General features: G+C 60.4%; 23 protein-coding genes. 12 read left to right on the top strand and 11 right to left on the bottom strand.

The window, feature by feature from the left end:
- Positions 1-4 precede the first annotated feature (4 nt).
- The 5 genes from ACJO5Y_RS18810 to ACJO5Y_RS18790 all read left to right on the top strand — a co-directional run bounded on the left by ACJO5Y_RS18810 (position 5) and on the right by ACJO5Y_RS18790 (position 6501).
- Positions 5-871 (top strand): phosphoribulokinase, encoded by an 867-nt coding sequence (locus ACJO5Y_RS18810; protein WP_406989381.1) that lies wholly within the window; start codon positions 5-7, stop codon positions 869-871.
- 110 nt (positions 872-981) lie between these two features.
- Complete coding sequence (locus ACJO5Y_RS18805) at positions 982-1182, top strand: hypothetical protein (protein ID WP_406989380.1); 201 nt, start codon at positions 982-984, stop codon at positions 1180-1182.
- A 13-nt stretch (positions 1183-1195) separates the two neighbouring features.
- Entirely contained in the window at positions 1196-3985 is a 2790-nt protein-coding gene (locus tag ACJO5Y_RS18800) for an ATP-binding protein (RefSeq protein ID WP_406989379.1), read from the top strand.
- Complete coding sequence (locus ACJO5Y_RS18795; RefSeq protein ID WP_406989378.1) at positions 3982-4353, top strand: response regulator transcription factor; 372 nt, start codon at positions 3982-3984, stop codon at positions 4351-4353. The genes ACJO5Y_RS18800 and ACJO5Y_RS18795 overlap by 4 nt, the downstream gene beginning before the upstream one ends.
- Before the next feature lie 3 nt (positions 4354-4356).
- Positions 4357-6501, top strand: coding sequence for a 3'-5' exonuclease (locus ACJO5Y_RS18790; RefSeq protein ID WP_406989377.1), 2145 nt, complete (start codon positions 4357-4359; stop codon positions 6499-6501).
- Between the two features lie 22 nt (positions 6502-6523).
- On the opposite strand, the gene ACJO5Y_RS18785 is transcribed toward ACJO5Y_RS18790, so the two are convergent.
- The 3 genes from ACJO5Y_RS18785 to ACJO5Y_RS18775 form a co-directional block, all read right to left on the bottom strand.
- On the bottom strand, positions 6524-7381 hold the full coding sequence (locus ACJO5Y_RS18785; protein ID WP_406989376.1) for a pirin family protein: 858 nt from the start codon (positions 7379-7381) through the stop codon (positions 6524-6526).
- A gap of 132 nt (positions 7382-7513) precedes the next feature.
- Positions 7514-8305: an adenosylmethionine decarboxylase gene (speD, locus tag ACJO5Y_RS18780; protein ID WP_406989375.1), complete on the bottom strand. Its 792-nt coding sequence runs from the start codon at positions 8303-8305 to the stop codon at positions 7514-7516.
- 204 nt (positions 8306-8509) lie between these two features.
- Positions 8510-8932, bottom strand: a complete 423-nt coding sequence (locus tag ACJO5Y_RS18775) for an OsmC family protein (RefSeq protein WP_406989374.1) — start codon at positions 8930-8932, stop codon at positions 8510-8512.
- A 241-nt stretch (positions 8933-9173) separates the two neighbouring features.
- Between ACJO5Y_RS18775 and crp the strand changes: the two genes are divergently transcribed.
- Positions 9174-9815, top strand: a complete 642-nt coding sequence (gene crp, locus ACJO5Y_RS18770; protein WP_007153756.1) for a cAMP-activated global transcriptional regulator CRP — start codon at positions 9174-9176, stop codon at positions 9813-9815.
- Positions 9816-9832: 17 nt separating this feature from the next.
- Here the strand turns inward: crp and ACJO5Y_RS18765 are convergent, their stop codons facing one another.
- From ACJO5Y_RS18765 to ACJO5Y_RS18745, 5 genes are all read right to left on the bottom strand, one after another.
- Entirely contained in the window at positions 9833-10717 is an 885-nt protein-coding gene (locus tag ACJO5Y_RS18765; protein WP_406989373.1) for an alpha/beta fold hydrolase, read from the bottom strand.
- Between the two features lie 115 nt (positions 10718-10832).
- Positions 10833-11915: a molybdenum ABC transporter ATP-binding protein gene (modC, locus tag ACJO5Y_RS18760; protein ID WP_406989372.1), complete on the bottom strand. Its 1083-nt coding sequence runs from the start codon at positions 11913-11915 to the stop codon at positions 10833-10835.
- On the bottom strand, positions 11912-12589 hold the full coding sequence (modB, locus tag ACJO5Y_RS18755) for a molybdate ABC transporter permease subunit (RefSeq protein ID WP_406989371.1): 678 nt from the start codon (positions 12587-12589) through the stop codon (positions 11912-11914). Before modB ends, modC begins: the two co-directional genes overlap by 4 nt.
- A 160-nt stretch (positions 12590-12749) precedes the next feature.
- Complete coding sequence (locus ACJO5Y_RS18750) at positions 12750-13673, bottom strand: PEP-CTERM sorting domain-containing protein (protein ID WP_406989370.1); 924 nt, start codon at positions 13671-13673, stop codon at positions 12750-12752.
- 166 nt (positions 13674-13839) lie between these two features.
- Positions 13840-14781, bottom strand: a complete 942-nt coding sequence (locus ACJO5Y_RS18745) for a sterol desaturase family protein (RefSeq protein ID WP_406989369.1) — start codon at positions 14779-14781, stop codon at positions 13840-13842.
- A gap of 130 nt (positions 14782-14911) precedes the next feature.
- Between ACJO5Y_RS18745 and ACJO5Y_RS18740 the strand changes: the two genes are divergently transcribed.
- Positions 14912-15910, top strand: a complete 999-nt coding sequence (locus ACJO5Y_RS18740) for a helix-turn-helix domain-containing protein (protein WP_406989368.1) — start codon at positions 14912-14914, stop codon at positions 15908-15910.
- On the opposite strand, the gene ACJO5Y_RS18735 is transcribed toward ACJO5Y_RS18740, so the two are convergent.
- On the bottom strand, positions 15900-16637 hold the full coding sequence (locus ACJO5Y_RS18735; RefSeq protein ID WP_406989367.1) for a glutathione S-transferase family protein: 738 nt from the start codon (positions 16635-16637) through the stop codon (positions 15900-15902). The genes ACJO5Y_RS18740 and ACJO5Y_RS18735 overlap by 11 nt on opposite strands.
- Positions 16638-16810: 173 nt before the next feature.
- Here ACJO5Y_RS18735 and ACJO5Y_RS18730 point away from each other — a divergent pair, with 173 nt between their 5' ends.
- Positions 16811-17782 carry an META domain-containing protein gene (locus tag ACJO5Y_RS18730; protein WP_406989366.1) on the top strand — a complete coding sequence of 324 codons (972 nt, stop codon included), beginning with the start codon at positions 16811-16813 and terminating at the stop codon, positions 17780-17782.
- On the opposite strand, the gene ACJO5Y_RS18725 is transcribed toward ACJO5Y_RS18730, so the two are convergent.
- A complete protein-coding gene (locus ACJO5Y_RS18725) occupies positions 17761-18594 on the bottom strand; it encodes a substrate-binding periplasmic protein (RefSeq protein WP_406989365.1) in 834 nt (277 codons plus the stop codon). The two genes, ACJO5Y_RS18730 and ACJO5Y_RS18725, sit on opposite strands and share 22 nt — an antisense overlap.
- 149 nt (positions 18595-18743) lie before the next feature.
- On the opposite strand from ACJO5Y_RS18725, the gene ACJO5Y_RS18720 reads away from it, so the two are divergent.
- The 4 genes from ACJO5Y_RS18720 (at position 18744) to ACJO5Y_RS18705 (ending at position 21929) form a co-directional block, all read left to right on the top strand.
- Positions 18744-19844: a M14 family zinc carboxypeptidase gene (locus tag ACJO5Y_RS18720; RefSeq protein ID WP_406989364.1), complete on the top strand. Its 1101-nt coding sequence runs from the start codon at positions 18744-18746 to the stop codon at positions 19842-19844.
- A gap of 2 nt (positions 19845-19846) precedes the next feature.
- The gene (locus ACJO5Y_RS18715) at positions 19847-20581 is read left to right on the top strand and encodes an alpha/beta fold hydrolase (protein WP_406989363.1); all 735 of its coding nucleotides are present in this window, start codon (positions 19847-19849) and stop codon (positions 20579-20581) included.
- A gap of 86 nt (positions 20582-20667) precedes the next feature.
- Positions 20668-21285, top strand: coding sequence for a glutathione S-transferase family protein (locus ACJO5Y_RS18710; protein ID WP_406989362.1), 618 nt, complete (start codon positions 20668-20670; stop codon positions 21283-21285).
- A gap of 35 nt (positions 21286-21320) precedes the next feature.
- Positions 21321-21929: a DUF4202 domain-containing protein gene (locus ACJO5Y_RS18705; protein ID WP_406989361.1), complete on the top strand. Its 609-nt coding sequence runs from the start codon at positions 21321-21323 to the stop codon at positions 21927-21929.
- 142 nt (positions 21930-22071) lie between these two features.
- Here the strand turns inward: ACJO5Y_RS18705 and trpC are convergent, their stop codons facing one another.
- The gene (gene trpC / locus ACJO5Y_RS18700; protein WP_406989360.1) at positions 22072-22884 is read right to left on the bottom strand and encodes an indole-3-glycerol phosphate synthase TrpC; all 813 of its coding nucleotides are present in this window, start codon (positions 22882-22884) and stop codon (positions 22072-22074) included.
- Positions 22885-22923 lie beyond the last annotated feature (39 nt).

Genomic DNA, 22923 nt, shown 5'->3' with positions numbered 1-22923 from the left:
CGTCATGTCGAAACGTCATCCTGTCATTGCCGTTACCGGTTCATCCGGCGCCGGCACCACAACCACCGGCCAGATTTTCAGCCGTATCTTCGCCAGAGAAGGACTGCGGGCCGCCACGGTCAGTGGCGACAGTTTTCACCGCTACACCCGGGAACAGATGGCCCGGCTGGCTGCCAAGGGCCAGTTCGGGGAGCGCAACCATTTTGCCCTGGCGGCCAATCACATCGACAAACTTGAAGCACTGCTCTATGACTACGGCCATACCGGTAATGGTCAGTTCCGCCAGTATGTCCACGATGAAGACCGGGCCCTGGTGGCGGCGGGGCACAAGCCCGGCACCTTTACCCCATGGGGGCCGCTGCCGGCGGATACCGACCTGCTGTTCTATGAGGGATTACACGGGGGTGTGGTCAGTGACACCTACAACATTGCCCAATACGTCGACCTGCTGATCGGCGTGGTGCCCATCGTGAACCTGGAATGGATACAGAAGATCCACCGCGATACCAACAGGCGCGGATACTCCCAGGAGGCGGTGGTGGAGACCATCATCAACCGCATGGACGACTACGTCCACGACATCGTGCCGCAGTTTGCCCATACCCACATCAACTTCCAGAGGGTGCCCCTGGTGGACACCTCCAATCCGTTTGTGGTCCGTGACGTGCCAACAGAGGATGAGAGCATGGTGGTCATCCGCTTCCGGGACGCATCGGAAGTGGACTTCCCCTACCTGCTACAGATGATCGCCGGCAGCAGCGTGTCGCGGCATGACACCCTGGTTATCCCGGGTACCAAGCTCGGACTGGCCATGGACCTCATCCTGAGGCCCATGGTGCTGAGGCTGATGGCGCAAAAGCCCTTCGCATGACCTGCGAAGGGGGGGGAGCTAACCAGATGACACCGGGGCCCCGTCCCTGAAGCGGAAAAACAATTGATTGGCGGGCAATGGGCTACACTTCCCCAAGGGAGGTGAAGTCCATGGCCAATCGTACATTGTGGGCTCAGCGGCTGGTGGCGTTGTTCCTGGTTGGCTGCCTGTTGTTCAGCTATCCCCTGCTGGCATTGTTTGATAGCCGCGGTGAGGTGTTTGGTATACCGCTGCTGTTTGCCTATCTGTTCGGTGCCTGGGTGCTGCTGATCGTATTGATGATCTGGGTTGTCGAAGGCTCCAGGCGATGAAGGAGCGTTGCCCATGCCGCTAGGTGGCCTGATACTGCTGACCTCCTGCGCCTATCTGGGTATCCTCTTCGCTATTGCCTATTGGGGCGACAAGCGGGCCGACGCTGGCCGCTCGATCATTGCCAACCCATACATCTACGCCCTTTCCATGGCAGTATACGCCACTTCCTGGACTTTCTATGGCAGCGTCGGCCGGGCGGCGGTCAATGGTGTTGGCTTCCTGCCCATCTACCTCGGGCCAACCCTGATGGCGGCCCTGTTCTGGCTGGTGCTGCGCAAGATGATCCGCATCAGCAAGGCCAATCGCATCACCTCGATTGCCGATTTCATCGCTGCGCGCTACGGCAAGAGTGCGTTGCTGGGCGGGCTGGTTACACTGATCGCGGTGGTGGGGGTGATTCCCTATATCGCCCTGCAGTTGAAGGCGGTGTCCAGCAGCTTCCTGATTTTATGGCAGTATCCCGCCATCCAGATGCCTAACCAGAGCGAGGCCATGAGCCCGTTGCAGGACACCGCGCTCTATGTGGCGCTGCTGCTGGCACTGTTTACCATCGTGTTCGGTACCCGCCACCTGGATGCCACCGAACGCCATGAGGGCATGGTGGCCGCCATCGCTTTTGAGTCCCTGGTCAAACTGCTGGCCTTCCTGGCGGTGGGCATTTTCGTCACCTTCGTACTCTACGACGGTTTCGCTGATATCTTCGACCGGGCCGCGCAGCTGCCGGATATCGGCCAATTGCTGACCCTCGGTGGCCCGGCCGGCACCTATGGCTCCTGGGCGGTGCTGATTTTCCTGTCGATGCTGTCGATCCTGTTTCTGCCGCGCCAGTTCCAGATCAGTGTGGTGGAGAACGTTAACGAGAATCACCTGGCCAAGGCCATCTGGCTGTTTCCCCTGTACCTGCTGGCGATCAATATCTTTGTGCTGCCGATCACCTTCGCTGGATTGATGCACTTTTCCGCCGGTACGGTGGACGCCGACACCTTCGTGCTGACCCTGCCCATGGCCCATCGCCAGGAGGCCCTGGCGCTGCTGGTGTTCGTCGGCGGTTTGTCCGCCGCCACCGGCATGATCATTGTCGAAACCATCGCGCTCTCCACCATGATCTGCAACGATCTGGCGATGCCATTGCTGCTGCGCTGGAAGGCTCTGGGGCTGGCCCAGCGCCGGGACCTGTCGCGGCTGCTGCTGGGCATCCGCCGTAGTGCCATCCTGCTGTTGATGCTGCTCGGCTACGTGTATTACCGCGCCGCCGGCGAGACTTATGCCCTGGTTTCCATTGGCCTGGTGTCCTTCGCTGCGGTGGCCCAGTTCGCACCGGCGATGCTGGGGGGCATGTACTGGAAGCAGGGTAGCCGGGCCGGTGCCCTGTGGGGTCTGTCACTGGGCTTCCTGCTGTGGGCCTACACCCTGTTGCTGCCGGCGTTTGCCAAATCGGGCTGGCTGCCGTTGAGCTTCATCGAACAGGGCCCCTTCGCCATTGCCTGGCTGAAACCGACGGCGCTGTTTGGTCTGGACGGCGTTGATGAACTCGGCCATTCGCTGTTCTGGAGCCTGCTGGCCAACCTGGGGGCCTATGTCGGGGTGTCGCTGTTCGGCCGCCAGAGCAGCCGCGAGCATGCCCAGGCGCTGCTCTTCGTTGATGTTTTCAAGTCGGCCGGTCGGGGCGCCAGCCTTTGGCGAGGTAGCGCTTCGATGACCGAGGTGATCGCCTTGGTGGGGCGTTTTCTGGGGCCGGACCGTGCTGCGGAGGCTTTTGCCAATTACGCCAGCCGGCGCGGCCTGCACTCCAGTGCCGACCTGGTGCCCGATGCCGATCTGGTGCAATTCGCCGAGCAGCAACTGGCCGGCGCCATCGGGGCGGCCTCGGCACGGGTAATGTTGGCGTCGGTCGTGCAGGAAGAGCCACTGGGCATGGAGGAAGTGCTGGGTATCCTCGATGAAACCTCCCAGGTGATTGCCTACAGTCGGCGCCTGGAGCAGCAGTCTCAGGAACTGGAGACCGCCACCCGCGAGTTGCGGGCGGCCAACGAACGGCTGCGGGAACTCGACCGGCTGAAGGATGACTTTATTTCCACCGTCACCCACGAGCTGCGCACGCCATTGACCTCCATTCGCGCCTTCTCCGAGATTCTCAACGATAATCCGGGCCTGGAGCAGGCACAGCGGGCGCAGTTCATTGCCATTATCGTGAAGGAGAGCGAGCGCCTGACCCGGATGATCAACCAGGTACTGGACCTCGCCAAACTGGAGGCGGGTCGGGTGGAATGGCATACCACCGAAATTGACCTGGCGGAAGTGATCGACGATGCCCTGGCCACCACCAGTCAACTGGTGCAGGAACAGGGCGTGGAGTTGCAGCTGGACCTGCCTCGGCGGGTGCCTCCGGTCATCGCGGACCGCGACCGGCTGTTGCAGGTGCTGCTCAACCTGATCACCAACGCCATCAAATTCTGTGACCGCAGCGCGGGCCGCATTGACATTACCGTGCAGGTGCTGCCGGAGGCGCTGCAGGTGAATGTGCGCGATAATGGTCGTGGCATCGACGTGGCGGATCAGGACACCATCTTCGAGAAGTTCCGCCAGGCCGGGGACAATCTGACCGAGAAGCCCCAGGGCACCGGCCTGGGGCTGCCGATCAGCCGGCAGATCGTCGAGCATTTTGGCGGCCAGCTTTGGGTGCGCAGTGAGCCTGGCCGCAGTGGGCCCGGTAAGGGCGCGACGTTTTCCTTTACCTTGCCCCTGGGGCAATCGGATGGGGCCGCGCCGGACCCTGGCCACGAGACGGAGGACAGGCCATGAGCAAGACCGTGTTGATTGCCGACGATGAGCCGAACATCGTCATCTCCCTGGAGTTCCTGCTCAAGCAGGCCGGCTACCGGGTGGTGGTGGCGCACGATGGCCAGGAAGCGCTGGAGGCGATCCAGCGCGAGACCCCGGACCTCGTGCTGCTCGATGTGATGCTGCCGCGCTTGAGCGGCTTTGACGTATGCCAGAAAATTCGCGAGAACCCGGACTGGCGGGACATGCGCGTGCTGATGCTGACCGCCAAGGGCCGCGAGGTGGAGGTCAGCAAGGGCCTGGCCCTGGGGGCCGATGCCTATATCACCAAGCCGTTCTCCACCCAGGAACTGCTGGCGGAGATCGAATCGCACCTGGGGGGCCAATAGCCGATGCGTCCGAGGGTACGTCTGGCGCTCTGGTTGCTGGCGCTGATCGCGCTGCTGGCCGGCCTGCTGGCACTCGCCGGGGGCTTTCTCTGGGCCGACCTGGATGCCGCGGAACGGGCGGCGCTGACCGCCCTGCTATCCGGGCGCGGCACGTTGTTGGTTGTGCTTGGCGTGCTGGTATTGGTGCCCTTTGGCGTACTCGTCCGACAGTGGCTGGTGGCCTACCCGGAGGCGGTGATCCGTCTACGAGAAGACGTTGAGATCATCCACCGGGCCCATCCCGAGCACCGCGTGGCCCTGACCGGGAGCCGCGATATGCGTCGTCTGGGTGAGGCGGTGAACGCCTTTGCCGACGCCCATTGCGCGTTGCAGAGCGAGGTGGCTAGCCGTATCGAGGAAGCCAACGCCCGTATCGAGCAGGAAAAGAACCGTCTGGCGGCGCTGATGTCGGAGCTGTCCCAGAGTGTGCTGATGTGCAACAGCGAGGGCCGCATCCTGCTGTACAACGGCAGCGCCAGCCAATTGCTCGAGCCGCACACCGGAGGCCCGGCACGGGCGCCAGTGGGCCTGGGCCGCTCGATTTTCGGCATACTCGACCAGCGGCTGATCGTACACGCCCTGGAACGGATCCGACTGCGCCTCCGGCAGAACTGCCAGGACACGGTGGCCCACTTTGTCACGGCCCGCGGCGACTATCTGCTGCGGGCGCAAATGGCCCCAATGCTGGATCATCAGGGTGAGTTGATCGGATTCGTGCTGATCCTCGAGGACATCACCCGTGAGGTGGCACTGGACAGTCGCCGCGACGTGCTACTGCAGCAGTTGACCGAAGGCACCCGGGCGGCATTGGGTAACATCCGCGCCGCCGCGGAGACCATGGAGCGCTTCCCGGAAATGGATGCCGGGCACCGGCGCCGTTTCGGCGAGGTGATCAGTGACGAGGCGCAACGGCTTTCCCGGCACCTGGAACAGGCACTGAGCCGGCACGCGGACCTGTTGCACCCGCAGTGGCTGCTCGAGGACATGTTGGCCACCGACCTGATGGTCGCCCTGCAACATAGCTTCGCCACGGTGGGGGTCACGGTCCGCTCCGATAACACCCACTACCAGGAAAGTGATGAGTCGCTCTGGCTGAACCTGGACAGCTACTCCCTGGTGCAGGCGATAACCCAATTGATGGCTACCCTGGCCGATGCCCTGGATATTCGCGAGGTGACATTCGAGGTGGCCGCCGACGGTCACTTTGCGCGCCTGTCGATCGGCTGGCAGGGACCGGCGCCAGAGCCGGAGCATCTGCATGAGTGGGAACAGAGGCCGTTCCGGGCCGTCGCCGAAGGTCCTGCGGCGTCGTCCCTGCGGGAGGTGCTGGAGAGCCATGGTGGCGAGATCTGGTGCCAGGGCGATACAGTGGCCGGGTACAGCCGCCTGTGCCTGCAATTGCCGGCAACCCGGTCGGAAGCGCAGATGCCTGTGCCCGCGCGGGGGCCGGGGCGGCCGGTGTATTACGATTTCGACCTGTTCAACCAGCCGGGGCAGAGCACCGAACTGGACGAGCGGCCGCTGCGGGAGTTGACCTACACGGTGTTCGACACCGAGACCACCGGACTGGCGCCTTCCGAGGGCGATGAAATCATCTCCATCGGAGCGGTGCGAATCGTCAACGGGCGGCTGCTGGTGCAGGAATGCTTCGAGCAACTGGTTGACCCGCACCGGCTGGTGCCACGGGAGTCGCAGGTGATTCATGGCCTCACGCCGCAGATGCTCAGGGGGCAGCCGGACATCACCGAGGTGCTGCCGTTGTTCCAGCGCTTTGCCGAGGATACCGTGCTGGTGGCCCATAACGCCGCCTTCGACATGCGCTTCCTGCAACTCAAGGAGGCGCAATCCGGTACCCGCTTCATCCAGCCGGTACTCGATACCCTGTTGCTGTCCGCCCTGGTGCAACCGGCCGAGGGCCACAGCCTGGAACAGATCGCCGCCCGCCTCGGGGTACAGGTGGTGGGCCGGCACACCGCGCTGGGGGACGCCATGGTTACCGGCCAGGTACTGCTGAAGTTGCTCCCGCTGCTTGAAGAGCGTGGTATCCATACCCTGAAGCAGGCGCGGGAGGCGTCCCGCAAGACAGCCTACGCCAAGCTCGAGTATTAGTGCGCCTGCTTGAGCACCCTGTTCAGGTGGTCAGGCGTCCGTCCCGGTAGTCCCGCAGGGTCTGCTCGATTTCTTCCCGCGTGTTCATCACAAACGGACCATACTGGACGACCGGCTCTCCTATGGGCTTGCCGGCTATCAGTAGCAGGCGCGCTCCGTGGGCGCCGGACTCTATCCGTACCTGGTTGCCATCGTCAAGGATGGTGGCCGCAGACCGCCGCAGCGGCTCATGCTCGGCCTTATGGTGAAGCGTTGCCTCGCCCTCGTACAGATACAGCATGGCGCTCAGCTGATCGCTGACCGGCAGGGTGATGGCTTTGTCCGCCTCCATATGGATGTCCATGTACAGGGGGCGGGTACTGCCGCCGGTAACCGCGCCGGAGACGATGGTGCCGTCCACCTCGATCTCCCCGGCGATCAGTTTGATCCTGGCGCCGTCCAGCTGGATATCGGGAATTTCCTCCGGCTGAATGTCCCGGTAGCCTGCGGGTTTCATCTTCTCGGCGGCCGGCAGGTTCAGCCAGAGCTGGAATCCGCGCATCTGACCGGCTTCCTGTTGTGGCATCTCGGAATGCACAATGCCGCGACCGGCAGTCATCCACTGTACGCCACCGTTCTTGAGGTCGCCCCGGTTACCGATATGATCCTCGTGGAGCATGTGCCCCTCGATCATGTAGGTCACCGTCTCGAACCCGCGGTGGGGATGGGACGGAAAACCGGCGATGTAGTCCTGGGGCTGATCGGAGCCGAACTCGTCCAGCATCAGGAACGGATCCAGACGAATGTTCTGGTGCTGGCCAATGGAGCGCTTGATGCGCACGCCGGCACCGTCGGAAGTCTCCAGTGCGGGAATGATCTGTTTGATGGCTCGTAAAGTCATGGTGTCCTCCTGGCGCGTTAACACCACTATTAAACGCCGGAGGGCGCGGGGAATAAACCGGAGATTTTCGGGGAGGGGCATCAAAAAAACTGAACGACCGGCGGGACTGTGCCCGCCGGCCATCGCCGGGTGTTACTCCACGTTGCGGGAGTAGAAGATCTCCAGCATCTCGCGGCGCAGGCGATCCTCGATGGACTTTGCTTCCGCCGGGTCCAGATCACTGGCGTTGACGCCAAACACGTAGTTATCGAGGTTGAACTCCTTCAGCATCATCTTGGTGTGGAACAGGTTTTCCTGGTACACGTTGACGTCGATCATCTGATAGGCGTTCTGGGTGTCTTCGGTCAGGTAGTTCTGGATCGAATTGATGTCGTGATCAATGTAGTGCTTGGTACCGTCCACGTCGCGGGTGAAGCCGCGCACGCGGTAGTCCACGGTGACCACGTCGGAGTCAAAACTGTGGATCAGGTAGTTCAGCACCTTCAATGGTGAGATCAGCCCGCAGGTGGACACGTCGATGTCGGCGCGAAACGTGCTCACGCCATCGTGCGGGTGGCTTTCCGGGTAGGTGTGAACGGTGACGTGGCTCTTGTCCAGATGCGCGACAATAGTGTCGGGCAGCGGACCGGGTGATTCTTCGTTATTGGCCTCGCTGTCGCTGAGTTCATGCTCGGCGATCAGCATGGTCACCGAGGCGCCATGGGGCTCATAGTCCTGGCGGGCAATGTTGAGGATATTGGCGCCGATGATCTTGACCACATCGCTGAGAATCTGGGTCAGACGTTCGGCGTTGTACATCTCGTCGATGTAATCAATGTAGGCTTCACGCTGTTCCTCGGTCTGCGCATAACAGATATCGTAGATGTTGAAGCTCAGGGATTTGGTCAGGTTATTGAAACCGTGCAGCTGGAGTTTCGATTCCATGCTCAGCCCCTCCGGAGAATGGAGATGAATGACTACAGAACGCCTGTTCGGGCATTCTGCTGAGGCCGCCACCGACTACTGACCGGGTTGATCACCTTTTGCGCAGACCGGCGGTGAAGGGTGCGTATTATGCACACCGCGAATGGGGTTGGATAGTCTTTGCAACCACATTTTGTTATCCGTAATTCCCGCGTCTGCAGGCGCCTATTCCGCCTCCCGGATTTCGTGACTGTGGGTGATTTCCACGCCCGCCTTTTCCAGCATAATCGAGGCGGAACAATACTTTTCCGCCGACAGGCTGACGGCGCGTTTGACCTGGTTTTCTTTCAGATTGTGACCGGTGACCACAAAATGCAGGTGAATCCGGGTAAAAACCGCGGGAATCGCGTCGGCCCGTTCCGCTTCCAGCTCGGCGTGACAGGCAGTGACGTCCTGGCGGCTTTTTTTGAGAATGCTCATGACATCAAAGGACGAACAACCGCCAAGCCCCATCAACAGCATTTCCATCGGGCGCGGTCCGAGATTTTCGCCGCCGTGGTCGGGCGGGCCGTCCATCTGAACGGTGTGACCGGTGCCACTGGTGGTCTTGAAGCTGGCATTTCCCGCCCAGTCTACAGTTGCTTTCATGTCATTAAACTCCGCAATACATCAGGGATCTGGCACGGATGCTAGCACATAGAGCGATGCCCGGCAGCAACACCCTTCCCAGACCGGTTACACAGATACACATGGTTTCAGGTTGCCGAAACCGGGCCTTCTTGTTATAAGTTGCGCTGATTTTCATGAATTATGAATAAACCCGCATGGAAAGCCGGGTACATAACAAACATCGGGACCCGCCAGTTTTTGAGGAGGCACGACTCGCACTATGGCCACTATCGTCAAGCCGGTTGAGCAGAAAACCAAGCATCTGGATTACTTCCTGTCGCAGTGTCACCGCCGGCGTTACCCCGCCAAAAGCACGATTATCTATGCGGGTGACAAGAGCGATTCGCTGTTTTACATCGTCAAGGGGTCCGTCACCGTTATCATCGAGGATGACGATGGGCGCGAGATGATCATGGCTTACCTTAACGCCGGGGACTTCTTCGGCGAGATGGGGTTGTTCGATAACATGGATTCCCGCAGCGCCTGGGTGAAGGCGAAGACCGAATGTGAGGTGGCTGAAATCAGCTACACCAAGTTCCGGGAAATTGCCCAGCAGGATCCGCGGGTGCTGTATTTCATTGGCGAGCAGATGGCCTCCCGTCTGCGTCAGACCACCCGCAAGGTGGGGGATCTGGCCTTCCTGGATGTGACTGGTCGAGTCGCCCGCACCCTGCTGGACCTGTGCAAGGAACCCGATGCCATGACCCACCCTGACGGTATGCAGATCAAGATTACCCGCCAGGAAATCGGTCGCATCGTCGGCTGTTCCCGGGAGATGGTTGGCCGCGTCCTGAAAACCCTGGAAGACCAGGGGCTGGTGCGGGTCAAGGGCAAGACCATGGTGGTGTACGGCACCCGCTGACCACCGCCCCGTATTTCTCAGGTGCGGGCCGCCTTCCTGGCAAATCCGTCAATCCAGCCGGCAATGGCGTCGGGCTGGGTCAGCAGTACCCAGTGGGGCGCATCAATTTCCTGTCGGCTCAGTTTTCCTGCCCATTTCTCCAACCCTTCAAACAGCTGTTCCCCCACGTAGTTGTCCTGACCCGGCACAATCAGCTGCACCGGGCATTGTGCCTGCCGGGGTTCCGGCCGTAACAGTTTGGGCATGAAGTTGGCCCGGTACAGTTTCACGCCGTAGCGGCCGTCATTGCGCTGAGAACGGCTGTATTGCGCGTCGGACACCTGCTCCCGGTTCTTCAGGTAGCTTGGCCACAGCTTGTCGAGACCGGCACGCCAGGCGGTTTCCGGCAGTAAGGGCAGCTGAAACATGGCCACGTACCAGGAGCTGACGAGCTGCTTGAGTACCTTGCGGGTACCGCCCTCGCTCACACGGGTAACGTTGTTGCGTAACCAGAAGCCGACGTGATCCAGACACGGCCCGGAAATGGTGGTGTATGACCGGATTCTTGCAGTCAGGGGGCCGGTGGTCACCGATTCCCAGCTTTGTATCGACCCCCAGTCGTGGGCTGCCAGGTGAAAGGCCTGGCCGGGAATGACTGCGTCCACAACCGCCGCCAGATCCGCAGCGAGATGGGCCATACGGTAGGCACGGGTCCTGGCGGGCTTGTCGGAACGGCCTGCGCCGCGAACGTCATAACGGATGACGAAATAGCGGTCTTTCAGCTGCTCGGTCACCCTGTCCCAAACTGTATGGTTATCCGGGTACCCGTGGACCAGCACCAGCGGCGGAGCATCGGGGTTGCCGTCGGTGGTTACGTACAGGTTGACGCCGTTGTTGTTCACCCACTGGTGTTGTGTCGCCATTACTTGCTCCCGTTGGCCGGTTGGCACTGTCATGAGGTGACAGGTTAACGGTCAGGCAGCGTGCTGACCCGTGCCAAGCGGGCCAGACTGTTGATCAGGACGCCTTTGGCGTCCTTCAGTCCACAATGGCGACGGTTTTTATCTGCAAGCAGACGGCCATACCCGGGGTCAGCTGCAACTGGTGGGCCGCGCGGCTGGTCAATCTGGCGAGGAAGGAAGTGTCGCCGGATTGCAGCCGCACCAGGCTGGTCCCCGGAATCTGGTCCGTGGCGATCTCCAGAACCCTTGCGGACAGCAGGTTCTGGATACTCTGGTCGTGGTTGGCGGCGAGGGCGATGCTGACATCCCGCGCGAGGATCTGCAGCCGCACGGGGAGTCCGGTAGCCAGTTTCGGCTCGTCCCGTACCCACAGGCTGCCGCCCGGGAAATCGGCGCGGCACAGGTGCCAGTGCTTATCCTGCTCGCCAATGACCGCGTTGACGATGACGCCGGCATCTTCCTCCAGCGCAAAGGGCTGGTCCGTGCGTGCCAGGGTTTCCTGCAACGGGCCTTCCGCCACCACCTGGCCGCCGTCCATCATCACCACATGATCGGCCAGCCTGGCCACCTCGGACGCCGAGTGGGAAACATAGAGCACCGGGATGTCCAGGGTGCGATGCAGGTTCTCCAGGTAAGGCAGGATTTCCTGCTTGCTGTGACGATCCAGTGCGGACAGGGGTTCGTCCATCAGCAGCAGGCGGGGGCTGGTCAGCAGTGCGCGGGCAATGGCAACCCGTTGACGTTCGCCGCCGGACAGTTTCTCCGGCATACGGTCCAGCAGGTGGGAAAGTCCCAGCCAGTCCACCGCCTGCCCGAACTGAACCCGCCTCTGGCTGGCAGGAATCCGGCGGTAGCCATAGGTGAGGTTGCGGCGGACGGTCAGGTGGGGAAACAGGCTGGTTTCCTGGAACACATAAGCAAGCGGGCGGCGATGAACCGGCATTTCATGGTGATCATCCTGCCAGCAGTCACCGTTCACCGAGAGGTATCCGTCCGCTTTCTGCAATCCGGCGATGCACCGGAGCAGGGTGGTCTTGCCGCACCCGGAGTGGCCAAACAGCGCGGTGATTCCCTGTCCGGGAAGCTGCAGGTTCACGTCAAGGCGGAACGTTTCAAAGTCGCACTGAAGCCGCGCGAGAATGCTGTTGCTGTGGGTCATTTGACGACCCCGCCGGCCTGTCGGCCATTGATGGTGTAGAGCCCGACCAGAACCAGGAAGGAGAACAGCAGCATGCCTCCGGCCAGCCAGTGTGCCTGACCGTATTGCAGGGCTTCGACATGGTCATAGATGGCGACGGACAGAACCCGGGTTTCTCCGGGAATGTTGCCGCCGATCATCAGTACCACGCCGAACTCACCAATGGTGTGGGCGAAGGTCAGCACGGCGGCGGTCAGAAAGCCCGGCCGGGCCAGTGGAACGACAATGCTGAAGAAGCGGTCCCGGGGTGAGGCCCGCAGGGTGGCAGCCGCTTCCAGCATTCGTTCGTTGAGACTGGCAAAGGCGTTATGCAGAGGCTGCACCGTGAACGGTAATGAATAGATGACGGAGGCCAGTACCAGGCCCTCAAAGGTAAATGGCAGGGTACCTATGCCCAGTCGTTCAGTCAGTTGGCCAATCAGGCCGTCGGGACTCAGTATCACCAGCAGGTAGAAGCCCAGTACCGTGGGTGGCAGTACCAGCGGCAACGCGACGATGGCGAACACCGGTTGGCGCAGCCAGTGCTGACTGCGGGCGAGCCACCAGGCGATGGGTGTGCCGATAACCATCAATAGCACAGTGGTGATGCCGGCCAGTTTCAGGGTGAGCCATACCGCTTGCCATTCCGGGCCCATAGTCGCTCCGTCGGATTCACCGGTTTACGGGGGATGATGTCAGGATCTGACGGTTATCCTAACGGTCTTTGCCGATGATTTCCCGGGCTTTTTCGATGGCGGGGGGATTCTGCGGATGATGCGGTGCCGGTCCGCCATGGTGGCGGACCGGACAGGGGGCTTAGCGGAGTTTCCTGCGGCGCGAGACGTAAACGCCAGTCAGGCCCAGCCCCAGCAGGGCCAGGGTGCCGGGCTCGGGTACCTGGCCGGTGGGCAGGTCCACGGTATCCAGTGTCTCACCCATCACGTAGGAATAGCTCAGGTTGACCAACTCCCCGGAAAACAACGAGCCAATATCGAACCCCAGGCCAATAGCGTAGTCCCCATCGCCATCATTGACTCCGGCAAGGTAGGCGTCCGGGTCGGTGGACCAGGGCGCGGAGATTCCGGAGTTATGGGTGATATCGGACTGGGTGTAAAGGCCGAGGGTCAGTCCGGTCATGCCGCCCTGGGAATTCACGAAGTCTTCCTCTGCAACACCGGTAGTGCCACGGGTGTTGGTGGTGTCAAAGGAGCCGTGGGTGTTGACGTCCGGGTCTGGATCGATGGCACGGACGAACTTCACATCGCTCAGGTCCTGGAGCGCGGTGATCGTGGTCAGTACATCAATGCGCTCGTAGTCGTCATTGAACGAGTAGTTGTGGCTGATGGTAAACAGGTCACTGTATTGGCCAAGCCAGGAAACATGGTTGTCGGCGCTGCCGCCTGACAGGTCCGTCGGGCCGGATATAGCGCCGATATCACCGGAGGTGTAGGCGTTATTGTTGCCAACGAGACCGGTCTGGGCTGACTGGACGCCAAACCATTCCCAGGGAGTGCCGGGCGTCAGATAATCCTCCGGCCCCCAGTCGCGGGTGCCGCTGGGGTCATGGATGATACCGGGATCGGCGCTGCCTCCGGCACCGAGGGTGCCGTTGTCACTGACCGCAGTACGAACATAGTCGCCTTCCATCACGATCGGGGCGGCGACCGCCGAACTGGTAAACAGGAGTCCGGTGGCAGCCAGTGTGAGAGGAATAAAGTGGGATTTGGTACTTAAGCGCATGTGTAACTTCTCCGTGTCATAGTGAGTGCATTTCATGCGCGGACCTAAGGAGCAAGTACCGATCCTTTGTTGGTTTAAGCATTTAAAACCAATAAGTTAGAATTTATTGATCTGGCGATTCCTCCGGCAGGTGTAAAATGGTCTGACAGTCGGTTATCGGTTGTTGTTATTCCGACGAATCCCGCCGATGGCCCGGCCGTTCCCACTCCGGCGGGCGCCAGAGGTGCTGGAGGCGGGATCTCAACGCGCCCGGGCGAGTCATGTCCCGGTACATATCCCGGTACTCATGGGTCCACAGAACAATCAGGTTGTTGGAGTACACGGGGCGGGTGATGCCGTACTCCGGGGGATTCCGGGCATCTTCTTTGGTAAAGGTGCCAAACAGGCGGTCCCAGATTATGAGGGTGCCACCGTAGTTGCGGTCGATGTAGTCCGGATTGCGGCCATGGTGCACGCGGTGGTGACTGGGTGTGTTGAAAACCCGTTCCACCCAGGACGGCAGTTGCCCGACCAGGGTGGTATGGATAAAGAACTGGTACACCAGCGACAGGGCGTAGGCGAAGCCGATCCAGACCGGGTTAAAGCCAATCAGTGCCAGTGGCAGGTAGAACATCCATCCACCATTGAAAATGTTGGTGGCGTTCTGACGCATGGCGGTGGAAAAGTTCATTCGCTCCGATGAGTGGTGGACCACGTGTGCGGCCCAGAACCAGCGTACGCGATGGCTGGCCCGGTGCATCCAGTAGAAACAGAAATCGACCCCCAGAAAGGTCAGAAACCCGGTCACCCAGTTCAGGTCCAGATCCAGCAGCCGGTAGTGGTAGAAGAGCGCGTAGACCGGAAAGGCGATGATGCCGGCAAACAACGCTTCGGTGATCTGGTATCCCGCGCCCAGGGCAAAATTGCGGATGGCCTCCCGGGTGTCCATCAGTTTCGGGTTGTGGCGAAGCTTGAGGTATTCCCAGACGGTGATGGCGATAAACACCGGTGTTGCAATCATGAATATGAGTTGCCGTTCGTCCAGTGCCAGCCAGGGCGCTAGGGTGTTCCACAGCGGCAACAGGCCGCTGTTCTCCAGAACGCTCAGCATCATGTCGGTAATGGCCATAATAAGGTCCGGTTTTCAGTTATTGTGTGTTATCTATTTTTGCCCGCCGCCGGCTTTCATAATTGACGATATACGTCAGTGAATTGATAATCCATGCCAATGTTGAGGCAGTGGTCAGGAGTTGTTTGCCATGGCGAGAGTGGTGAGGGTTACCGGGGCCTGGACCGGTCTGTTGACGGACTGGCTGGACCAGCAACACCTTGATGCGGGTCTCCTGCGCCCGGAACTGGCGCGCTGGTCCGCACAGGATAATGTGCCGGTGGCGGTCTGGCGTGACCTGCTGGCGCGGGGGCTGGCCCTGTGTCCGGAGCGTGCCGCGCCGGAACTGGACGTGGGCAGCTGTGTGCGACCGGGACACGTCGGCGTGCTGGGGTATCTGGTGCTGGCATCGGACACGCTGGGTGAAGCCATGCTGGCCTATCAGCGTTACGAGACCCTGTTCTATGGCACCACGCTGGCGGAAATCGAGATTGATGGTGACCAGGCGGAAATGCGCTGGCCGCCGTCGGACAATGAACTGGGGCAGCAGGCGGACGGGGCCGCTATTGCAGCCCTGGTGACGTTTCTGCGGCGACAGCTCGACAATCCGCCGCCACCTGCTTCGGTCTCTTTCATGGAATCCGTTGGCGCGGATGCCGAGCGCGCCTATGAAGCGTTTTTCGGGTGCCCGGTGAACTGGAACGACAGTCACGTGCGGGTCCGGTTCCCGCTGGAGTACCTCAACATTCCCATGCCAAGGCGGGATCCCACGTTACGGGAACTGCTGGACCGGCAGGCCCAGGCCCTGCTGCGGGCGTTGCCGGGCAGCTCGGACACGGAACGACAACTGCAGCAGGTGCTTCTAAAGCTGCTGGCCGATGGTGAGCCAACCCTCGAGCGTGCTGCCAAAGCCATGTACATGTCTCCGCGCACGCTTCAGCGCCGTCTGGCTGGTCATCGGCTCAGTTGGCAGCAATGGCTGGATCGCAGCCGTGAGCAATTGGCGCGACAGTATCTCGCGGATGCGTCCCTGACGTTGACGGACATTGCCCTGTTGCTGGGGTTTTCGGAGCAAAGCGCCTTTACCCGGGCCTATCGGCGCTGGACAGGTGTCTCTCCCGGGCGCGATCGCAGACGGGTCAGCGGTTAGCCTGGTATACCTTCTCCAGCACCTGCAACTGGGGTTGCCATCGCCTCAGCCAGTCCTGAATCTCGCGAGGAATGCGGTTCTCCCGGGGCCAGGGTACCGGGTACTGTTCCGGCTGGAACATGGGGGCGAACAGGCTTGCCGCAGTGAGGTCGGCCCGGGAGAAGGCATCACCCGCCAGGAAGGATTGTTGGCGGTAGGTGTCTGTCAATTCCGTTAACACCGCTTCCATGGTCTGGCGTGAAGTCAGGGCGGTTCTCTCGTTGATCTTCATCCACTTGCGCATGATCTCGTCGACCCGGCTGAAAGCCAGTTTCAGCAGGATACGGTTGTAGAATGGTGTTTGTGCGGCCAGCAATGGCACGACCACCTTGGGACGCTGCAGGAAATGGTGGTAGGCATAACACCGCACCGCTGGCCCCGCTTCCTCATCCAGGTGTTTTTCCCAGGCCAGCGCTGCCGCTCTTGCCTCGGGGTCAGTCGGTGTCAACGATCGCTCGGGGAAGGTGTCATCCAGGTAGTCCAGGATCGCTGACGAACCCTGGACGATGTGGCCGTCATGATCCAGGACCGGCACCGATGAGTCAGCTCCCGTGAGTTTGCGAATGGTGTTGATGTGCTGGCCTGGCAACAGGCTGTGGGTCTGGTATTGCAACCCCTTGAAATCCAGCGCCCAGCGTACTTTTTCGCAGTAAGGGGAAATGGCGAACTGGTAGAGCCTGATGGCCATTGCTAATGTCTCCTGATGTGGATGTTCCAAGAATAATGTGGTTGCCCCGGGATAAGTAGTCCATTCGGGATCAAATCACGCTGATGGTAAATATTTCCATAGCGTAATGTGGGTTGTGGGCGAATTCACTTTAGAATTCACGGTTGTAGAAAACTGATATCAGGGACGGATCTATGACATTGCAAAACATCGGACTGATCAGCCTGTTGGGCGCCGCATCGTTGATGGCGGCCGGTTGTGCGTCTACCAGCGATTCCGGGGGCGACGGTGATATCCCGGCGGGTCGTATGGTCTGCGGTCAGGCCACCATTGATCTGGATTACCGGGAGGATTCCGGGCAGCTGGTGCTGACCCACGAGGATAACCGCTACACTCTGGAGTCTGCCAAAAGCGCCTCCGGGGCACGTTTTACCGATGGGGACGACAACGAAACGGTGTTCTGGAGCAAGGGTGACTCGGCAACCCTGACGCTGAACGGAAACGAATTGCCCGAGTGCCTGGCTGCCGGTGCGCTTTCTTCGCCCTTCGTTGCCCGTGGGAATGAGCCGTTCTGGCACGCCACGCTGGTGGGCAGGGAATTGACGCTGAGCCGTATGGGTGAGGCAACGGAAACCCTGTATTCCAGGGTGGAGCACGGAAAACATGGCCAGACCATCCGCGCCGAGCGTGACGGGCTCAGCGTAACCCTGGATGTTGCGCCACAACTGTGTATGGATTCCATGTCCGGCATGCCGCATCCGAACCAGGTCCGGCTCACCGTCAATGGCGATACCTGGAGCGGTTGCGGGGGCGATCCGGAACGACTGTTGCGTGGCGCCGAATGGGTGGTGGAAGACATTGGCGGGGGCGGAATCATCGACAGCTCCCGGGTGACCATCCGCTTCCTCGGTGACAACCGGGTCGTCGGCCAATCCTCCTGCAATCGTTACTTCGGGCCGTGGAATCTCACTGGTGAAGGCCTTGAAATGGGCCAGATGGCCGGCACCCTGATGGCCTGTGCGCCGGCCTTGATGCAACAGGAAGATCGTTTCCTGAAGATGCTCTCCGAGGTTCAGCGCTTCCGGATTGGTCAGCACGGCGAGTTGATACTGACGACGGCGGATGGTGACGCCCTGCGGGCCTTTCAGTCTTCCGGCAAGCCGTAAGTTGCCATTATCTCCCCGATCCGCCCGCTTTCCCGGAGCCTGACTGTTCCTTCGGACAGCAGGGCGGCGAGTTGCCCGGAGCGCTCATTTTCCGGTGAGAATGCGACGTAGGTGTTGGTTTTCTGGAGCAGGCCGGCATCGCGGGGAGGGGGCGTTCTGATCTGGTCTTTCGTTGCCCAGGTCATGACGTACACATCCTCCGGATAGACATCGGCGCGATGGTGTTCCAGCAGGTAGATGGCCCTGCTCAGTGGGGATGGGCCTGAAATTACCCAGACTCTGGAAGGGTCGTCAGCGTGGGTCTGGATATAGTCATCCAGTTCCGTGGAATAGGAGTAGCCATTGATGGCCAGCAGGGTCTGATCTGTCAGCGACTCCAGCCCCTGATAAAGCCACTGGCTGTCTGGCCGTGTGTACATGGCGATGTGTGAGCGTCCCTGGGGCTCATCCGGGAAGACAAGGTCCGGAGCATCGGTATAGAAAGCGCTGACCACGGCATCCAGCTGTCCTTCTCGGGTCATCTGTAGCGCCCTTGCCCAACTGATGTTCAGGTATTCCACCTCATACCCGGACGCTTCGAACACCTCCCGGGTAATATCGATCATATACCCTTCCCGTTGATCGCCTGCCACACAGTTGTGTGGGCACCAGGGATCCGCGCCAATGGTGATGACGGGGCGTTGGGGACCGGAACTGGCAATGGTCGTGCTGTCGGTGTCCTGATTCAGCGCATCGGCAGCCTTGGGGACTTCGGAAGGAGAGCAAGCGCTTAACAGCATGGCCAGCGTCAGCAAGTAAACAGCCTTGGACATGATGGCAGACCGTGAACACCGCAAACGGCGGCTCTGTTTCTATCATAGTCTGTTCCGGTTTCTTTGTAATGGGAAGCATGCCGGGCACTGTCAAATAATTGCAGCATATCGCTGTCATGTTGGAAGGTCGCCAGAAACCGGAGCCCTACATGACCGAGCTGAGAGATCTGACCCCCCATGCCGCGATTCCAGAGGAGCAAGCCACCCGGGACGCCCGCCAGCGCCGTCTGTTGAGAACCTTCCTGCCGGAGCTGGTCTCCCTTGAACGGGTACTGGCGGAAGCGCCGGAGCAGGTGACGGCGCGGGTGATCGAACGGCCCCGGGTTGGGGCAATGAAGCTGCCGATCTACCGGGTGGACCTGGGAAGTGAGGCCGCTGATGCGCCGGTCATGGTCCTGGTGGGTGGAGTTCATGGCCTGGAGCGGATCGGTAGCCAGGTGGTCATGGCCTGGCTGCGTAATCTGTTGGCCAGACTGACCTGGGACGATCATCTCAAGGGATTGCTGGAACGGGTGCACATCACCCTCCTGCCGATACTGAATCCCGGCGGCATGTACCTGAACCAGCGCAGCAATCCCAATGGCGTTGACCTGATGCGAAATGCCCCGATCACGGCCCAGGACCGCAGCGCCTTCCTGCTGGGCGGGCAACGGTTCTCACCACGTCTGCCCTGGTACATCGGCGATCCCGAGCAGGGAATGGAACTGGAGAACCGGGCCCTGGAATCGGTGATCAACGGCCTGCTGCCGGGCCGTCCATTCAGTATCGCGCTGGACTGCCATTCGGGGTTCGGCTGGCAGGACCAGATCTGGTTCCCCTATGCCTATCGCCGCCGGCCCATGCGCAAGATTGCTTCGGTACTGGCCCTGAAGCTGATCTGGGAGCAGGCCTGGCCGGACCACAACTACAAGTTCGAACCCCAGTCACGCCACTACCTGACCCATGGGGATCTGTGGGATTATTTCTATAAGAAGGTGAATCGCGACAACACCGGGACATTCTTGCCGCTGACCCTGGAGATGGGCTCATGGCGATGGATACGCAAGCGCCCCCGACAACTCCTGCGGCTGGATGGCCTGTTCAATCCGCTGGTGCCCCATCGTCACCAGCGGGTGCTACGCAGTCATCTGGCATTCATGGACTTCCTGCTCAGTGCCACGGCCAGCCACGGGAACTGGTTGCCGGATAGCGCCGACGAGTCCATGCTGAGAGAGGCAGCCATCATGCACTGGTACAAGGACAGTGAGTAAACATGGACTGGATACTTCTGCGTGGACTTACGCGGGAACAGGCTCATTGGGGAAGCTTCCCCAAACAGCTTCAGCAGGCCTTTCCCGAGCATCGTTTTCACGCGGTGGACTTGCCGGGTACCGGGGTACATTACCGCGAGCCCAGCCCCGGCTCCATCGCCGCCATCCGCGAGAAGGTGCAGCAGCAGGTCAATCATATCCCCAGGCCTTACAGCGTCCTGGCGCTTTCCATGGGTGGCATGGTCGCCCTGGACTGGGCACAGCACGTTTCCGAAGGGGAGATCCAGAATCTGGTGCTGATCAACACCAGCTCCGGTTTCAGCCCTCTCTGGCATCGGATACGCCCGGTTTCCTGGGCAAGGATCGTGCGCCTGCTGACCAGAAAGGAGCTGTTTGACCGCGAAGCCGATATTCTCAGACTGACCTGCAACAAGGAGCCGGAACTGCAAACCATCAAGCACTGGTATCGCATCCAGCGTCAGCGCCCGGTGTCCCGGCACAATACCTGCCAACAGCTGCGGGCGGCAGCTTCATTCCGACCGCTGAACCGGAGACCGGTGCCGGATGCCCTGTTGCTGGCGAGCAAACGGGATCGCATCGTGTCCTGGAAATGCAGCGAAGCGCTGGAACAGCGCTGGCAGTGGACCCTGAAGCTGCACCCGGAGGCAGGACACGATTTGCCTCTGGATGATCCCGAGTGGGTTGTGTCGCAAATACGGCAGTGGTTGATCGCCTGATACCAGTTGCTTGACGCAACCGTTCTTTCACGTCAGTCTCTTGAATGATTGTGACGCGTTCAAACTCACTGACGGAGCCAAGAACAATGAAAATCTTCGAGACGAAAACCGCACCCAACCCCCGCCGTGTCCGCATGTTTCTGGCCGAGAAGGGGCTGCTTGACAAGGTCGAATTCGTGGAAATCGACCTCCTGAAAGGGGAAAACCTGACCCCCGAGTACGTCGCCATGAACCCCATGAAAAAAGTGCCGGTGATGAAGCTCGACGACGGGACCTGCGTGGCGGAGACCATGGCCATTTGTCGTTACTTCGAAGAGAGTTATCCGGAGACGCCGACCCTGCTTGGTGATACTGCTCTTGAGAAGACCATGATCGAACAATGGCTGCGCTGGATTGAGCTGTATTTTTTCGTGCCCACCGGTATGTGCTTCCAGCACACCAGCGGTTATTTCAAGGATCGCATGAATCCCATCAAGGAATGGGGGGAAGAGTGTGGGGTTGGCGTTGAGAAATTCATGCACTTCCTCAACAAGCACCTGGAAGGCAAAGAGTACATCTGTTGCGACCGCTTTACCGCTGCTGACATTAACGCTTTTACCACCGTTGCGTTTGCCAAGGTGGTGCAAATTCGCATCAAGCCGGAGCAGACTCATCTGCAGGCCTGGTTTGACCGCATCAAGGCCCGCCCTTCAGCCCAGGTCTGACGGGTGGTTAACGAGCAATCCATGGTACCCAATCAATGAGCCAATCCGAACAACTCGACTGCGCCTTACGCGCCATCGACGACGCTAACCGTGAAGATCCCAACCGGGAGCAGGTGGGAAACGACCTCTTCCCGCGGGAATACGCCTACAGCCAACACATGACCCGCTGGCTGTTCGAGCTTGAGCCGGCGCCGAGCGAGCGTATGCAGATCGCCTGCCGGGCCCAGCACATCGAGCGCTGGACCATGCCCCGCAAGGATTACCCCGAAGGGCGAAAGGGCTATTACGAATGGCGTCAGGCCTGTGGGCGTATGCATGGCCGGCGGGCGTCGGAGATCATGGCGGCTTGCGGTTACCCGCAGGAGGAGTGTGATCGGGTCGAGACGATTCTCACCAAGCGGGAATTGCGCAAGGACGCGGATACGCAGTTGCTGGAAGATGTTGCCTGCATGGTGTTTCTGGAGCGTTATTTCGCTGACTTTTATGAAGAAAAGGCGGATTACGATCGGGAAAAGTGGCTGCGGATTGTCCGCCGCACCTGGGGCAAGATGTCGCCACGGGGGCATGAGGCGGCGCTGAAACTGGCTGAGGGCATGCCCGCGCACCTGCTGGAACTGTTGCAAGAGGCGTTAGCCGAAGACTGATCCGTGCCCAAGCCAGCGGACAAGTCGTGCCAAAATACGCTGTGAATACCTCCCTGTACGCTCGGGCTCCGCCATCCATGGCTCCGCACGCTTTTGGCACGACTTGTCCGCTGGCTTGGATAAGCCTTGGGGGGTAGCCTGCCTAGAAAAACAGCTCTCGTAATTTCTGGCCAGGCTCGTCGGCACGCATGAAGGATTCGCCCACTAAAAAGCCATAGATGCCCCGGTCAGTCATGGCTTCAACATCGTCCCGGGTCATAATGCCGCTTTCGGTGATGGTGAGTCGATCTGCGGATATCCGCTCATGCAGGTCGAAAGTCGTGTCCAGGGACACCTCGAAGGTGTGCAGGTTCCGGTTGTTGATGCCCACCAGCGGTGTCTTCAGGGTCAGCGCGTCGTTCATTTCCTCGCCATCATGGACTTCCACCAGCACGTCCAGTCCGATTTCGTGGGCGATGCTCTCCAGTTCCTGCATCTGGTCTTTGGTCAGGCAGGCGGCAATCAGCAGGATGCAGTCGGCGCCCATGGCCCGGCTTTCGTAGACCTGGTACGGCGCCACCATGAAGTCCTTGCGGATCACCGGCAGGTTGCAGGCCTTGCGGGCGGCAACGAGATAATCCTCGTGACCCTGGAAGAAATCCCGGTCTGTCAGTACAGACAAGCATGCAGCGCCGCCCCGTTCGTAGCTCTCGGCAATCGCTGCCGGTTCAAATGGGTCACGGAGGATGCCTTTGCTGGGCGAGGCTTTTTTGATTTCGGCGATAACCGCTGGGGTTTTGGCTTCAATGCGGGTACGCAACGCGTTGGCGAAGCCTCGCGCTGGCGGTTGGTCACCGGCCATGGCTTTCAGGTCGGAAACCGATACCTTCGGTTTCCGCTCGTCAATCTCTTCCCACTTTCGATCGACGATCTTTCGAAGGATGGTGGGAGTCTTGTCCAGGTGTCTGTCACTCATTGCGGGCCTGCTAAAAGTTTGCGAGAACCGGTGGGGCGG

Source organism: Marinobacter alkalisoli (assembly GCF_045449855.1).
In the GTDB taxonomy this organism is placed as follows: domain Bacteria; phylum Pseudomonadota; class Gammaproteobacteria; order Pseudomonadales; family Oleiphilaceae; genus Marinobacter.
Note: the sequence above shows the minus strand (reverse complement) of the source record. Positions and strands in the feature narration are given on the sequence as shown.

Bases quoted from the DNA above. Each gene is read 5' to 3' on its own strand.
- ACJO5Y_RS18790 (WP_406989377.1), top strand. From the start codon at position 4,357: ATGCGTCCGAGGGTACGTCTGGCGCTCTGGTTGCTGGCGCTGATCGCG.
- ACJO5Y_RS18740 (WP_406989368.1), top strand. From the start codon at position 14,912: ATGGCGAGAGTGGTGAGGGTTACCGGGGCCTGGACCGGTCTGTTGACG.
- ACJO5Y_RS18765 (WP_406989373.1), bottom strand. From the start codon at position 10,717: ATGGCGACACAACACCAGTGGGTGAACAACAACGGCGTCAACCTGTAC.
- ACJO5Y_RS18720 (WP_406989364.1), top strand. From the start codon at position 18,744: ATGACCGAGCTGAGAGATCTGACCCCCCATGCCGCGATTCCAGAGGAG.
- ACJO5Y_RS18810 (WP_406989381.1), top strand. From the start codon at position 5: ATGTCGAAACGTCATCCTGTCATTGCCGTTACCGGTTCATCCGGCGCC.
- ACJO5Y_RS18775 (WP_406989374.1), bottom strand. From the start codon at position 8,932: ATGAAAGCAACTGTAGACTGGGCGGGAAATGCCAGCTTCAAGACCACC.
- ACJO5Y_RS18705 (WP_406989361.1), top strand. From the start codon at position 21,321: ATGAGCCAATCCGAACAACTCGACTGCGCCTTACGCGCCATCGACGAC.
- modC (WP_406989372.1), bottom strand. From the start codon at position 11,915: ATGACCCACAGCAACAGCATTCTCGCGCGGCTTCAGTGCGACTTTGAA.
- ACJO5Y_RS18750 (WP_406989370.1), bottom strand. From the start codon at position 13,673: ATGCGCTTAAGTACCAAATCCCACTTTATTCCTCTCACACTGGCTGCC.
- ACJO5Y_RS18745 (WP_406989369.1), bottom strand. From the start codon at position 14,781: ATGGCCATTACCGACATGATGCTGAGCGTTCTGGAGAACAGCGGCCTG.
- ACJO5Y_RS18710 (WP_406989362.1), top strand. From the start codon at position 20,668: ATGAAAATCTTCGAGACGAAAACCGCACCCAACCCCCGCCGTGTCCGC.
- ACJO5Y_RS18725 (WP_406989365.1), bottom strand. From the start codon at position 18,594: ATGTCCAAGGCTGTTTACTTGCTGACGCTGGCCATGCTGTTAAGCGCT.
- ACJO5Y_RS18805 (WP_406989380.1), top strand. From the start codon at position 982: ATGGCCAATCGTACATTGTGGGCTCAGCGGCTGGTGGCGTTGTTCCTG.
- crp (WP_007153756.1), top strand. From the start codon at position 9,174: ATGGCCACTATCGTCAAGCCGGTTGAGCAGAAAACCAAGCATCTGGAT.
- ACJO5Y_RS18735 (WP_406989367.1), bottom strand. From the start codon at position 16,637: ATGGCCATCAGGCTCTACCAGTTCGCCATTTCCCCTTACTGCGAAAAA.
- ACJO5Y_RS18730 (WP_406989366.1), top strand. From the start codon at position 16,811: ATGACATTGCAAAACATCGGACTGATCAGCCTGTTGGGCGCCGCATCG.
- ACJO5Y_RS18795 (WP_406989378.1), top strand. From the start codon at position 3,982: ATGAGCAAGACCGTGTTGATTGCCGACGATGAGCCGAACATCGTCATC.
- speD (WP_406989375.1), bottom strand. From the start codon at position 8,305: ATGGAATCGAAACTCCAGCTGCACGGTTTCAATAACCTGACCAAATCC.
- ACJO5Y_RS18715 (WP_406989363.1), top strand. From the start codon at position 19,847: ATGGACTGGATACTTCTGCGTGGACTTACGCGGGAACAGGCTCATTGG.
- ACJO5Y_RS18800 (WP_406989379.1), top strand. From the start codon at position 1,196: ATGCCGCTAGGTGGCCTGATACTGCTGACCTCCTGCGCCTATCTGGGT.
- trpC (WP_406989360.1), bottom strand. From the start codon at position 22,884: ATGAGTGACAGACACCTGGACAAGACTCCCACCATCCTTCGAAAGATC.
- ACJO5Y_RS18785 (WP_406989376.1), bottom strand. From the start codon at position 7,381: ATGACTTTACGAGCCATCAAACAGATCATTCCCGCACTGGAGACTTCC.
- modB (WP_406989371.1), bottom strand. From the start codon at position 12,589: ATGGGCCCGGAATGGCAAGCGGTATGGCTCACCCTGAAACTGGCCGGC.